Source organism: Diaphorobacter sp. LI3 (assembly GCF_022807955.1).
GTDB lineage: Bacteria > Pseudomonadota > Gammaproteobacteria > Burkholderiales > Burkholderiaceae_C > Diaphorobacter > Diaphorobacter nitroreducens.
The window spans coordinates 1,796,325-1,808,021 of the sequence record NZ_CP094346.1; the positions used below are offsets into that span (position 1 = coordinate 1,796,325).

14 protein-coding genes and 1 tRNA gene are annotated in these 11,697 nt (G+C 67.0%); 1 reads left to right on the forward strand and 14 read right to left on the reverse strand.

Annotated elements, in window-relative coordinates; genetic code table 11:
* Positions 1-269: 269 nt before the first annotated feature.
* The 11 genes from MRB47_RS08335 to MRB47_RS08380 form a co-directional block, all read right to left on the reverse strand.
* Entirely contained in the window at positions 270-830 is a 561-nt protein-coding gene (locus MRB47_RS08335; RefSeq protein ID WP_252102419.1) for a hypothetical protein, read from the reverse strand.
* A 182-nt stretch (positions 831-1,012) separates the two neighbouring features.
* Positions 1,013-1,273: a hypothetical protein gene (locus tag MRB47_RS08340; protein WP_252102420.1), complete on the reverse strand. Its 261-nt coding sequence runs from the start codon at positions 1,271-1,273 to the stop codon at positions 1,013-1,015.
* A complete protein-coding gene (locus MRB47_RS08345) occupies positions 1,266-1,985 on the reverse strand; it encodes a hypothetical protein (RefSeq protein ID WP_252102421.1) in 720 nt (239 codons plus the stop codon). The genes MRB47_RS08340 and MRB47_RS08345 overlap by 8 nt, the downstream gene beginning before the upstream one ends.
* 222 nt (positions 1,986-2,207) lie before the next feature.
* Entirely contained in the window at positions 2,208-2,642 is a 435-nt protein-coding gene (locus MRB47_RS08350; RefSeq protein ID WP_252102422.1) for a hypothetical protein, read from the reverse strand.
* Entirely contained in the window at positions 2,629-2,877 is a 249-nt protein-coding gene (locus tag MRB47_RS08355) for a hypothetical protein (RefSeq protein WP_252102423.1), read from the reverse strand. The genes MRB47_RS08350 and MRB47_RS08355 overlap by 14 nt, the downstream gene beginning before the upstream one ends.
* Positions 2,870-3,379, reverse strand: a complete 510-nt coding sequence (locus MRB47_RS08360) for a hypothetical protein (protein WP_252102424.1) — start codon at positions 3,377-3,379, stop codon at positions 2,870-2,872. The genes MRB47_RS08355 and MRB47_RS08360 overlap by 8 nt, the downstream gene beginning before the upstream one ends.
* A 583-nt stretch (positions 3,380-3,962) precedes the next feature.
* Complete coding sequence (locus MRB47_RS19970) at positions 3,963-4,097, reverse strand: hypothetical protein (protein WP_411275739.1); 135 nt, start codon at positions 4,095-4,097, stop codon at positions 3,963-3,965.
* A gap of 177 nt (positions 4,098-4,274) precedes the next feature.
* Positions 4,275-5,012: an IS21-like element helper ATPase IstB gene (istB, locus tag MRB47_RS08365; RefSeq protein WP_011805003.1), complete on the reverse strand. Its 738-nt coding sequence runs from the start codon at positions 5,010-5,012 to the stop codon at positions 4,275-4,277.
* Positions 5,013-5,048: 36 nt separating this feature from the next.
* Positions 5,049-6,593, reverse strand: a complete 1,545-nt coding sequence (gene istA, locus MRB47_RS08370; RefSeq protein ID WP_252100662.1) for an IS21 family transposase — start codon at positions 6,591-6,593, stop codon at positions 5,049-5,051.
* 144 nt (positions 6,594-6,737) lie between these two features.
* A complete protein-coding gene (locus tag MRB47_RS08375; RefSeq protein ID WP_252102425.1) occupies positions 6,738-8,990 on the reverse strand; it encodes a bifunctional DNA primase/polymerase in 2,253 nt (750 codons plus the stop codon).
* A 2-nt stretch (positions 8,991-8,992) separates the two neighbouring features.
* Positions 8,993-9,289, reverse strand: a complete 297-nt coding sequence (locus MRB47_RS08380; RefSeq protein ID WP_252102426.1) for a helix-turn-helix transcriptional regulator — start codon at positions 9,287-9,289, stop codon at positions 8,993-8,995.
* Positions 9,290-9,765: 476 nt separating this feature from the next.
* Here MRB47_RS08380 and MRB47_RS08385 point away from each other — a divergent pair, with 476 nt between their 5' ends.
* Positions 9,766-10,302: a hypothetical protein gene (locus MRB47_RS08385; protein WP_252102427.1), complete on the forward strand. Its 537-nt coding sequence runs from the start codon at positions 9,766-9,768 to the stop codon at positions 10,300-10,302.
* Positions 10,303-10,390: 88 nt separating this feature from the next.
* On the opposite strand, the gene MRB47_RS08390 is transcribed toward MRB47_RS08385, so the two are convergent.
* From MRB47_RS08390 to MRB47_RS08400, 3 genes are all read right to left on the reverse strand, one after another.
* On the reverse strand, positions 10,391-10,840 hold the full coding sequence (locus tag MRB47_RS08390) for a hypothetical protein (protein WP_252102428.1): 450 nt from the start codon (positions 10,838-10,840) through the stop codon (positions 10,391-10,393).
* 161 nt (positions 10,841-11,001) lie between these two features.
* Complete coding sequence (locus MRB47_RS08395) at positions 11,002-11,439, reverse strand: hypothetical protein (protein ID WP_252102429.1); 438 nt, start codon at positions 11,437-11,439, stop codon at positions 11,002-11,004.
* A gap of 60 nt (positions 11,440-11,499) precedes the next feature.
* Positions 11,500-11,575: transfer RNA gene (locus tag MRB47_RS08400), tRNA-Thr, on the reverse strand.
* Positions 11,576-11,697 lie beyond the last annotated feature (122 nt).

Below are 11,697 nucleotides of genomic sequence, written 5' to 3' on the forward strand. Positions count from 1 at the left end.
GAGAGACAGTCCGATTGCCGTATGCCACGGGAGTGCTGCCCCTGAAGTCCGGAGCGGGCTCGTCGTTGCAGGCAGTGAGGAAGCTGGCGGCACACACGAGCGCGACGCCTAGGGAAAGGGGCTTGAAATTCAGCATGTCCCTTATAGCGACCAAAGAAACGAAGCCCCTCGTGCCGAAGCAGAGGGGCTTGAATCAAGGGCTTAGCAACACCTTAACGGAACGGCTAGACCGTCGAGGTGGCCCTTTTCATGACACGTCCGGGCAACGTTCAGCCCTCATCGGTGGGCGCAGGCTCGACCACGGTCACGGTTGCCAGCCACTCGGCCGACTCTTCCTCGTTCATCTCGGCGGCGTGCACCTTCTGCCGGGACGGGACCTCGACGCCCTTCTTGCGCATGTCGTGGGCGTACCACCTGACCGACTTGGCGGTTGCCTGCGCGCCCTCGATCTGCGCATTGACCATCTCAGCGATCAGCGCGTGGGGGTAGCCCGCTGGGTCCATCAGGAACTCGCGGGCGAGGCGGCCGATGCCCTTGCCGCCGAGCTTCTTCTCGGTCTCTGTCGGGGCCTCGGTCGTCTCGGCGGCCTCGGCCTGCGGCTGTGCGCGCTGCTCGGTCACCTCGGGCTCTGCGCCTTGCCCGAACGAGGCCAGGTCAATGCTTCCGGCTGCCGCGATCTGCTCGATCCGCGCGATCAGCTTGGCCTTGGTCGCGAAAGTCTTGGGTCCTGCCGGCTCGTCTGCGATGGCGTTGTGCAGGGCCAGCAGGGACTTGGTGCTCATCTCTTGAAGGTTCATCTCACGCTCCAGGTTGTTGGTGTGTGAGTTCATTAGGTCGCGTTCGTGGGATTCCGGGAGCGGGGCCCCCCTCAAAAAGTTGCCCTCTGACTGTCGATCGGCACGCGACGCCGCGCAACTGCATGAAAAAGAAGGGTCGTCCTTGTGGGACGACCCTCCGAAGCACGGCCGGGGCACCTCGGCCTCTGTTCCGCCCCCGGCCGCTGGCACCAAACTCAGTGGATGTGCGCGAGCGGCTGGCGCTCTGCCTGTGCCCAGGTCTCGGGGTCGAGGTAGGCATCCCAGGCGCGGCTGTACGGCATGCCCGCCAGGGCGGCGGCCTCGTCGAACTCGGGCGAGAACGGGGCCACGCCCACGCGGCGTGCCTGTTCGGCCAGGGCGTCGAGGAGGTCTGCGCCGCTGCGCAGGGCGCGGACCATGCCACCGAGGGCGACGGCTACCGGGTGGCTGGCCTCGTAGGCGGGCTGCTTATTCATCGCCGCCTCCGATCAGGTCGCGGTCGATGCCGCGCTCCCGCATGGCGAGCTGCACGGTGTCGAGCGGGTTGGACTTGCCGGCGGTCCAGGTGCGGATGGCGACCAGGATGCCCTGGAGGCGCACGTCGCCCAGCTTGATGTACTCCTGCACCTTGAGGAAGTCGTCCAGGCGCATGGCGTGTGCCAGCTCGGCGGGACCGACCGGGCGGTCCTTGCTGGGCATGCGGTCAAGCAGGGAGAGCACGGCGGCGGCCAGCGGCACGTTCTGGGTGGCAACCGCAACCTGGGCCATGTGGCCGAGCTCGGCGGGGCCTGCGTAGGCGAGCTGGTTCAGGTACTCGGTGCGGCGGGCGTCGCCGAGGGAGGCGCGGCTCAGCACCTTGACGGGGCTGTCGTAGAACGGGCGCTGGGCGATCAGGCGGGCGTGAGCGGGGCCCGCCTCCTTGAGCATCTTGTCGAGCTCGGCCTTGCTGTTGTCCTTGATCTGGCGGACGGCGGCCACGGTCTCGTTCTGCGCGAAGCGGGCGAGGTCGCCGGCCGAGACGCCGGGGGCGCTCTTCCAGCGGCTGGCGATGTCCTTCTTGCGGGCCTCGACGTCCTTCTGCAGGCGGTCGATGACCTTGAGGACGCGGCCGTGCAGGCCGTCGAGGGAGGATGCGAGCTCGCCGACCTGGGCGGGCGTGAGGAGGGGTGCGTCTGCGAGGATGGTCATGGCTTCTGGCTCCAGTGAGGTTGGTCTCCTCCGGTCGCCTCCACGAGCGCATCCCCGAGCCTTCGGGTGGTCACGCGCCAATGCGCGACCGGATGCTGTCAATGTGTCGTGCGGGCGGCCCGGAGCGAGCCAACGTTTGCCACGCCGTGTTCCAGTGTCGCTGCCGCCATCACGGCGGCTTGCGGATCAGGGGCTTGCGGTCGTCGGCGTCCCGACAACCAATCAGAGGTCCCCGTCTGGATCGGTCCCGAGGGGCAGCCCGCCCAGGCCGCCGCAGGCGCAGCACAGGCGGACGCGGGCCACGTCCTCGGAGAAGTGCGGGCGGCCGCAGGCCATGCAGCGGAGCCAGCCGACGCGCCGCACCAGCCGGGGCGGGTCGAAGTTCGGGTCCATCACGGGGGCGCGTCGCACGCCTCCGTCGTAGGGCCAGCGCTCGGGCTCGGCCAGCGTCCTGCCGACGAGCCTGTCCTCGAACGTCATTACCCGCCTGGGGCCGGGCGTCTCGCCCAGCCAGCGGTAGGTCGGAAAGTTGGGGCTGTGCGCCCGCTGCTGCACCGTGGCGGGCTGGAGGCCGAGGGTCAGTGCCGCCTGTCGGGCGCTGGGGTATCGCACCCCATCCACCTCGACGCCGACGGCGTACCCGTTACCGCTCGCCACGGTTGATGGTTCCGTTGGCGCGCCTGTCCTCGTACTCCAGGCTCAGGCGCTCCCACTCGTCGTGGTCCAGGCGCGGCACGGGACCGAAGCAGGCCATCTCGCAGCGGTCGGCGAAGGCGTCACGCCCTCCCATCTCCTCGATGCCCTGCGGGGCGGTCCCCTGCCAGGCGTCCAGGCTGCGGTCGATCATCTCGGCGCGGGCCAGGGCCTCGGCCACGGTCAGCTTCTCACTCATCATCGTCCTCCTCCTCGCGGCGGTTGCTCTTGTACTTCGCCAGGAGCTCGGTCAGCGCCTTGCGCTCCTCGCTGGGCATCCTGAGCAGCGCGTCGGCGTCCAGGCCCGTATCCTCGACCTTGACGCGCAGCCTGTCGGCGAGCTGGTCGCCGTACCTGAACTTGAGCAGCACCTCCAGCAGGCGGTCGCTGTGCTTGCGGACGGTGAGCGGGCGATCCTCACCCGTCGCCGCGTCCTTGGTCATGGCGAGCTGCCCCTGGTAGATGACCGGCTCATCCACGCCGATGCAGGCGCGGCGGTACGCCTCGTCCAGCAGGGCGTCCATGGCGACCTCGATCGCCTGCTCCCAGCGGCGGCGGAACTCCAGGTCGTTTTGCTTGTACTCGAATGCGAGGCGGCGGGAGATGCCGCACACCTGGGCCGCCTGCTTAGGCGACGCGGTGTCCTCCAGTATCTGGAGGAACAGCTCCTGCACCTCGGGGGTGAACTTCTTGGCGGCCACGGCCCGACTCCCGAAAAATGGTGTTGAACTTGATCGTGCCGTGTTAATGCGCGCGGGCACGCCATCGTTTCGGTAAGCGCATCAACCACTTGGGAGGCTTCGGCCCACGAATCGATGATTAGGCGGCCTGGAACCACGCGCGCGAGGGAGAGGTCTGGGGCGCTTCGGGGCGCCGATCGGGCCGCGTTCCCCGCATCGGTCGCCACGCCCGCCACGGTCGGCCAGGCTCTGGTCACCCCGACACGGGGTCGAGGCTGCACAGACTACTGTCCGTGCCCAGCAACCAAGTCCGTGCGCCGTAAGGCTATGATTTACTTATCTTTCTCAATCTTCACTAACTTCACAGACAATAAATAAAGATTAAGAAGAAAGAGAGCAGAAACTAAATGCTAAATGCCGGCCGGGCTATTTAGCATTTAGCTATTTAGTTCCGGCTCGTTATCCGGACGAACGCGAACGTCGAGTGTGCGATCGAGCGTCAGTGCGTGTCGAGCGCAAGGCCATGATCTGCAAAGAAAAAACGGCCGACCGATCTTTTCGATAGGTCGGCCGTTTGTCCGTGGCCGCGTCACCCTCTGTGCAGTCACTCGCGCCCGACGGCCTTGGCCCAAGTGGCGCGGGCGTCGTCGAGGCGGGGCAGCACCCACCGCCAGACCCTGCGCCCACCGTCGAGCGAGACCTGACGCTGGCCGATTCCGGCCTTGCGCTTGATTTTCATCCCGAGGCCCTTCTTGTCCCTGGGTGCGCATTCCACTGATGGCGGACAGTGATTCCATTCCCATCGCGGACAGCGTTCCAGGCGATGGCGGACACGTTGCGCGGGTGTCCTGAGTGACGCTCAAATCGTAGCCGAAGTGTCCGCCATCAGCGTGGAATGGCGGTCGGCGCGGCCGGCTCAGACGGCCTTGGTGAGCTTGCGCATCGACTCGCCCTTGAGGGCTATCTTGTGCGAGCCGTGCACGATGCGGTCCAGGATGGCGTCGGCCAGCGTGGGCTCGTCCAGCCAGGCGTGCCAGGCCGTCACCGGCAACTGGCTGGTGATGAGCGTCGAGCGCGTGCCCACCCGGTCGTCCAGCAATTCCAGCAGGTCGTTTCGCTCGTGCGCGGCAATCGGCGCGATGCCGAAGTCGTCCAGGATGAGCAGGTCCAGCCGCGCCAGTTGCGCCAGCCGTTTGCCCAGGCTGCCATCGCCGTGGGCCACGTGCAGCTCCTGCAGCAGCCGTGGCGCGCGGGTGTAGAGCACCGAGAAGCCCAGGCGCGCGGCCTGCTGCCCCAGTGCGCAGGCGAGCCACGTCTTGCCGCACCCGGTGGCGCCGGTGAGCAGCACGTTGTGGCCATGGCGCAGCCAGTCCCCGCCGGCCAGGCTGGTGATGACCTCTCGGCTCAGGCCCCGGCTGGCGCGCCAGTCGATGTCCTCCAGGCAGGCACTGGAGACCTTCAGGCGGGCCGCCTTCAACAGGCGCTCCAGGCGCTTGCTGTCACGCCAGTCCACCTCGCGCTGCACCAGCAGCGCCAGGCGTTGTTCAAAGGGCAGCTCGCTGGCCGTGATGTGGGTGGCCGCGTCGCTGAGGGCGGCCACCATGCCGTCCAGGCGCAGGGCGCGCAGTTGGTTCAAGGTCTGTTCGTTGAGCATGGTTCTTCCTTGTTAGGTTTGCTTGCACGTTGGAGTTCAGTGGTAGTAGCCCGGCCCGCGCACGTTCTCGTGCAGCGGCAGGCTCGCCTGTGCGGCCATCGGCGCATCCAGCGGCCGCTGGTCCAGGCCGCAGCCCAGGATGGAGGCGATGCTCTTGTAGGACGGTGAGCGAATCGACTGCGCCCGCGCACAGGCGGCCTCCAGCCGGTCAGCCCCGTACTCACGGCCCAGGCGCATGAGGCCCAGACAGGAGCGGTAACCCTGCTCGGGATGCTGGCGGTGCTCCATCTGCCAGCGCACCACGGCGGCGGTGGCCGCGCCCACGCGCTCACCCCAGGCGATGAGCTTGGCCGGCGTCCACTGCAGGTGCGCCCGGTGCGAGGCCGGCATGTGCTCGGGCGTGGTGGTGTGTGCACCCCGTCGGGGATTGAGGGCGTGGGCGGCCACGCGTTTGCTGCCGTGCAGGACTTCGAGCGTGCCGGCCGTGATGCGCAACTCCACCGGCTCACCCACCAGGGCGTGGGGCACCGAGTAGTAGTGGCCATCGAGCTCAACGTGGTAATCGATGTTGACGCGGGCGGGTTTGAAGCGCGCGATGGGCATGCGCACCGGCGGCAGGGGGCGCAGGGCTGGCCGGTCGAGTTCGGCGAAGGCGCTAGTGCGGTTGCCCGGCAGCTTCTTGAACGCGCGCTGGTTCAAGTCCACCAGCAAGGCGGCAATCGCCCGGTTGAGCTCGGCCAGGCTGAAGAAGGTCTGGTGGCGCAGCCTGGCCAGAATCCAGCGCTCGACCACCTGCACAGCGACCTCCACCTTGGGTTTGTCGCGTGGCTTGGCCGGGCGCGCGGGCATCACGGCCAGGCTGTAGTGCGCACAGAGCTCTTCGAGCAGGCGGTGCGCGGTGGGCTCGTAACGGTCGGGTCGGGCCATGAGGGCGCGCGGCTGGTCAGGCACCAGCAGGCGGGGCACGCCGCCGATGAACTCCAGCGCGCTAATGATGCTGGCCACCCAGTCGGTGGTCTTCTGGCTGGCGGTGGCGCAGGCGTAGGTGTAGTTCGATGCGCCCAGCACGGCCACGAAGACCTGGGCCTGGCGTATCTCGCCAGTGTCGGCATCCACCACGGGAACGGTCTGGCCGGCGTAGTCCACAAAGAGCTTGTCACCGCCCGTGTGGGTCTGGCGCATGGAGCGCTGCAGGCGCCGGGCCCAGGCCTTGTACTTCTCGCAGAAGGCGCTGTACTTGTACGCCTGCCCGCTGTGCTGTTGCTGGTATTCCTCCCAAAGCAACTGCAGCGTCACGCCAGGTCGGCGCAGTTCGCGGTGGATGTGGGCGTGGTCGGGTTCAAGGTGCCGGGACTCGCGCGCCACGGGTGGCTTGTAGAGCCGGGCCTGGAGTTCGTCGTCGTTCAGGCTCTGGGCCAGTGCCCAGTCCACGCCGGCCACGCGCGCGTAGCTGGCTATCTCGCTGACAGTGGATTTGGAGATGCCGAGGGCGGCACCGATTTGACGGGTGCTCAAGGCCCCGCGGTGCAGCAGTTGCAGTGTGTGTCGTAGTTTGCTCATGGTGACCCTGGGTGTGGGCATCGCTGGTTCCGGTCAAAAAACCGGGCAGCGTATGCCGCGTTCGGGTCACTCAGAACACCCCGCAGGTGTCCGCCATCAGTTTGGAATGCTGTCCGCCTTCAGCGTGGAACACTGTCCGCCATCACGCTGGAACACTGTCCGCCATCAGCATGGAATCGTGTCCGCCATCGCGTGGAATACGCACCTGGGCCTCACGCCGAGCATCTTCGCGTGCGCCACATAGTCCGCGTGGAGTTCGTCGGTATCCACCTCGACGGCCTGCTCGTGCCAGGGCAGGTCGCCCATGAAGTGGGGCAAGCGGCCGGTCTCAAGCAGGCCGTCCCACCAGGACTCCTCGGCCCCCTGGCTCATCTCGATCTGCTCGGCCAGTGCCTCGGTCTGCGGCACGCTGTCGCGCGGGTGCCATTCGCGGATGTCCCGCGTCAGCATGTCTTGCAGCAGGCCGGCGAGCCCGCCCTCGTCGAGCTGGCGATTCAGGGCGAGGAAGAACTCGCGGTCCCCGCGGCGGCGCTCGTTGACGTTGAACACCGCGAACCTGCGCTCCCCGTCCATGCCGGCCGGGACGACCCAGTCGTTGTTGGACGCCATGATGATGTGCACGTGGTTGCGGCCCGTCACGGCGTCGCGCCCCTTGCCCTCATAGGTAAGCGTCGGCTCGGTCACGAGCTGCTTGAGCACTGCCTCGCCCGCCTTGTCGCCAGCCCAGAATGCTTCGTCGGCGAACAGGCACACGCAGTTCTGCAGGTGCGAGTTGAACCGGCCGACGAGGTGCCCCGGCGAGCTGATGTGCAACCCGCTCGCGCCTGCCAGCTTGAACAGTGCGCGGCCGAGCGTGCCCTTGCCGGTGCCCTTCGCGCCCTTGAACGCGATCGCCACCTCGGCGACCTTTTCGGGGTGCTGGAACATGAAGGCCATCCAGTTGAGGACGTACTCGAAGGACTCGGCGTCCCCGTCGGTGAGCACGTCGCGGATGAGTTCGCGTAGCAGCGACCAGTCGCCCGGCTTGGGCTCGACGGCCCAGCCCTTCCACATGTTGAGCCAGCCCTCGTGCTCGCGCGCCGGGTCGAAGATGATGCCCTTGTAGGTGCGGCGGTGCGGGCTCCTGAGCCACAGGTCGCCCCTGGTCACCAGCTTGTCACCCTTCTCGACGAGCTGGTTCTCGTAGGCCGAGCGGAAGTCGCTCTTGGACAGACGCTGGTAGCGGACGCGGCCGTCGAAGATGGGGTCGTGCTCCTCGGTGATGACCTGGAAGCCGCTGTCCAGAACGACGTAGTGTCGGGCGTTCATCTCCTCGATGATCGCGTCGAGGCCAGAGACCTTCGGCGGCTCACGCAGGGCTGCGTCGTCCACGCCCTGGCCGAGGTCATCGGGCTCGTCCCAGGCGTCGAAGTCGTCCTCGGGGTCAGGGCGCGCCACCTCGCCGCCTGCCTCCTGCACGACCTTGTGCAGGAACTTGATGGTGACAGGGCGACCGCGCCGCCCACCCGAGGGGCTGGCGTGCAGGGAGTCCCACCGGCGCCCGATGATCCAGGCGTCGTCCAGGTAGTTCGGGTCCTGCGTGCTCCAGTCGATGAACTCCTGCCGTCCCTCGCCGGCCGTCGCGTGGTGGCAGGCCATCATCAGGTCGCGCCAGGTGTCGTGGTCGCGGAAGTCGGTCGGGTCGATCTGCTCCAGGGTCTCGGCCAGCTTCTCGGGTGTCAGCTCGCCGAAGCCCGCAGCCTCGCCATGTGCACGAACCGGGCGGCGCGCCATCGCCAGCAGCCTGTCCGGCATCGGGGGCGCCTCCTCGGGGAACGGCGCGAGGTCGTCCCACTCGTAGAGCCTACCGCACGGGTGGATCGACCCCGGCGCGACGACCTGCCGCCCGTGGCTCTTGAACTCCAGGCCGGGGTAGTCCTCCAGGCTGTCGAGGAGCTGCACGTCGGCGGGCTTGCGGAAGTAGTAGTGGTGCCCGCCCGAGCCCGTGCGGACGTGCGGCGCCTGCGAGAGGTCCAGGCCCGCGTCGCGGACGAGCTCGGCCAGCGTGTCGCGGCCCTCGGGGAAGTTGCGGGGATCGACGTCGAGCACGACCCAGTTCGGCGGCAGGCGCACGCCCACGTTCAGGCCGGCGCGCCTCGCGCGCTCCAGCACCTCGCGGCTATCGTAGTCCTTCGCCTGCCATGCAGGGTCGAGCGGGGACTTGCCCCGCTGGCGGCCCCTCGCATCGATGGCGTTCCAGCGGTGCAGCGGGATCAGCGTGAGGCCCGCGCGGATAAGGCCCTCGACGTCGAACGATGGCGTAAGACCAGCTTGGGCCGGGGCATGATTGCTCTCGTGAGCTTCTGCATGCTCCATCTCCCTCCTGTAGGACTCTTTGCGCCCGCCTTGCCCGCGGGCGTTTTCTTTTTTCGCGTCCATGGTCAGCCCTCCGCCTTGGCGGTGCGGGCTGCGAGCATTGCCATGGCCGCACGCTGGACGCCTTCGCCCATCGGCTGGCCCTTCATGTACTCGCGCAGGTCTCCGAGACGGTAGCGGATCAGCTTCGGCCCGACGCGGACGAATGCGGGGCCGCCGCCGTTGCAGCGGTACCAGGACAGGGTGTTGTACTTGAGGCGCAGGAAGGCGGAAGCCTCCTGGGCGGTGAGCAGCGCCTCGTCGGGGAGTGCGTGGAGCTCGGCCAGCTCCGCAGGGGTGAATTTCTTCGGTTCGTATGCCATCTCTGGTGCTCCAGGTCAGTCGTTGCGGCCGTGCCGCGGGAATGACTGCCTGCTGTGCGTCGCAGAGATGGACCCGACTCTCCCCGTCAGTCGGTGCCGGGGCGGGTCTCGGCTGTTTGGGCCGCCGAAGGCCGAGCGCCGGCTGCTGGCGCCGACGATTCACATATTGCCATGGGGGCGCACGCGAAAACACCAACGTTTGCCCGAGCGCCAGACGAGCCCAGGAGGCCCGATTAGGTTCGGCGTGGCTCAGCGCCTAGGCCGAGGCATCCGGAAGCGGCACGGGTCGCCCGGTGAGACCGGAGGGCCGTCGGGGCGCGGTTCCGAGCGGCCTCGGTGCAGCCGGTTATGAAAGTTGGCTGCCTAGCGCGCTGGGACTCGTTAGTATTGGAATAACCAAGATGCATGCGATGGAGGCGCGGCGTCTGTCATCCCGGCGACTTGGCCAACATCCACAACAACCGCAAGGAGCACTCATGACAAGCATCGCCCGCGCGCTCGCGCTCTCATCGATCCTCGCCCTGGCCGCACTCGCCGGCTGCTCGACCACCTCAGGCACAGGACCCAACGTAACCCGTAGCGGCTTCGACGGCGCGCGGGTCGTAGCCATCAATGGCCATGGCAACGCCTGCAAGGGCATGCTCTGCACCGGGCTAGGAGCGCACTGGAACTCCAAGACCCCGGCCGACGCGGTCCTCGTCGTCTACCTGTTCAACGACATCAAGGCCATCACCGGGGCCAAGCTGAACATCGACGGGCAGACCTACGACCTGACGACCATGCAGACCTTCACCAACTTCAACGAGCTGGGCGCCGCGACCAAGGAATCCCGCAAGGGCTTCATCGTGCCGCTGGACCTCGTCCGCAAGATCACGACGTCGCAGCGCACCTGGCTGCGGGTCCAGACCACTGGCGGCTACGCCGAGGACGCGGTCATCGACGGCCAGACCGACAGCAAGGCCTACCACGCGCTCAAGCGCTTCCTCACCGCAGTGGATCAGGGCCAGGGCTGACTTTGCCCCGTCGTGCGTAGAAAGGACCTCCCCATGAGGATGTCCTTTCGTTTCATCAGTCTGGGTAGCGCCACGCTCCGACAACCTATCAGGCGGCCTTCTTCTCGGGCTTGCCGTCGCAGAACTTGTGGATGTCGTAAGAGCTGCGAGCGTTGTCCCACCTGATTGATGCGATGGCATCGGCCCTTGAGGCCTCGAATCCCTCAAAGACAGTGCAGTAGTCCCGCAAAGCCTCGCGCGGCCAGTCCTTGCCGTAGGCCAGCCGGAGCGCCGCGAAGGCCTCGTAGCAGTCGCGCTCATGGCAGCCGGCCTCTGCTTGCTCGCAGCCCAGGTCGTCGATGACCCGCAGGCGCAACCCATAGGGTCCCTCGTAGGAATCTGCGAGGTCCTCGGGGTCCATGCGCTCGGCCATGCGCCAGGCAGACACGATCCGCACAGGATCGCCGTCTAGGAACTCGTCGCAGAGGGTCGTCAGGTGCTCGCGCGCCAGTTCATGGATGCCGGCGACTTTCGGGGATTCAGTGGTGCAGGTGTTCATGTTTTCTCTCCAAAGCAGGTTGATGGACGCCGGGCGTCCCCAGCTCATCGCGCGATCGAGAGGAGTTTCACGCGCCGGTCAAGTGCGCGTCCATAAACGATTGCAGGCGGCAGGGTTGCCGTGGAAGGTAGGAAGTTGCCGTTTTTCGGCATGTCGCGGGATTAGACGCCGCCGTGGCCGATGCGCTCCCAGGCCTCGCGGAACTGGTCCTGCTCGTAGTCGGCCGGTTGCAGCCAGAAGGACACCCGGCCGTCCTTCTCGCCCCGGTGGGCGCGCTCGCGCACCTCGGACGGCAGAAGGATGAAAGCGGATGGTGTGGGCGTGGCGACCTTGTTCACGATGACCCAGAAGTCGCCCATGATTTTGTCGAGGCTCGTGCCGAGCGGAACGGGGTTGCGCTTGCTCAGCGCCTTGACCTGGACGCCGACGAAGCGGGAGGCGTCGCGGCTGTAGGCGATGATGTCGACGCCGCGGGCGTTGCGCGCGGTCGGCATGACATTCCACCCGAGCAGGGACAGGCGGTAGCAGCAGTAGTACAGCCCCACGTTGCCCGTGAGCTGCGGGTCTAGAGTCGCGCTACCGTTCCCGTTGTCTGCCATCGCTGCCCAGCCTCCATAGCAAAAAGGGCAGCTCGCGTGAGCTGCCCTTCCTACTTCAAGTGGTGCCGGCAAGAGGAGTCGAACCCCCGACCTTCGCATTACGAATGCGCTGCTCTACCAACTGAGCTATGCCGGCAAAAACCGAAACTTGTTCAAACCGTGTTCGTTCGTCACTGCGGCTACGCCGCTGGCACTCCCGAAGCCTTGTATTGCTTGCCTTGTAGTCCAGACTGTCTAGAGCAACGCTCCGATTACGAA

What these genes read in the sequence shown, in the direction of transcription:
- MRB47_RS08335 (WP_252102419.1), bottom strand. Translation starts at nt 830, where the DNA reads ATGAACTCACACACCAACAACCTGGAGCGTGAGATGAACCTTCAAGAG.
- MRB47_RS08340 (WP_252102420.1), bottom strand. Translation starts at nt 1,273, where the DNA reads ATGAATAAGCAGCCCGCCTACGAGGCCAGCCACCCGGTAGCCGTCGCC.
- MRB47_RS08345 (WP_252102421.1), bottom strand. Translation starts at nt 1,985, where the DNA reads ATGACCATCCTCGCAGACGCACCCCTCCTCACGCCCGCCCAGGTCGGC.
- MRB47_RS08355 (WP_252102423.1), bottom strand. Translation starts at nt 2,877, where the DNA reads ATGAGTGAGAAGCTGACCGTGGCCGAGGCCCTGGCCCGCGCCGAGATG.
- MRB47_RS19970 (WP_411275739.1), bottom strand. Translation starts at nt 4,097, where the DNA reads ATGAAAATCAAGCGCAAGGCCGGAATCGGCCAGCGTCAGGTCTCGCTC.
- istB (WP_011805003.1), bottom strand. Translation starts at nt 5,012, where the DNA reads ATGCTCAACGAACAGACCTTGAACCAACTGCGCGCCCTGCGCCTGGAC.
- istA (WP_252100662.1), bottom strand. Translation starts at nt 6,593, where the DNA reads ATGCCCACACCCAGGGTCACCATGAGCAAACTACGACACACACTGCAA.
- MRB47_RS08375 (WP_252102425.1), bottom strand. Translation starts at nt 8,990, where the DNA reads ATGGACGCGAAAAAAGAAAACGCCCGCGGGCAAGGCGGGCGCAAAGAG.
- MRB47_RS08380 (WP_252102426.1), bottom strand. Translation starts at nt 9,289, where the DNA reads ATGGCATACGAACCGAAGAAATTCACCCCTGCGGAGCTGGCCGAGCTC.
- MRB47_RS08385 (WP_252102427.1), top strand. Translation starts at nt 9,766, where the DNA reads ATGACAAGCATCGCCCGCGCGCTCGCGCTCTCATCGATCCTCGCCCTG.
- MRB47_RS08390 (WP_252102428.1), bottom strand. Translation starts at nt 10,840, where the DNA reads ATGAACACCTGCACCACTGAATCCCCGAAAGTCGCCGGCATCCATGAA.
- MRB47_RS08395 (WP_252102429.1), bottom strand. Translation starts at nt 11,439, where the DNA reads ATGGCAGACAACGGGAACGGTAGCGCGACTCTAGACCCGCAGCTCACG.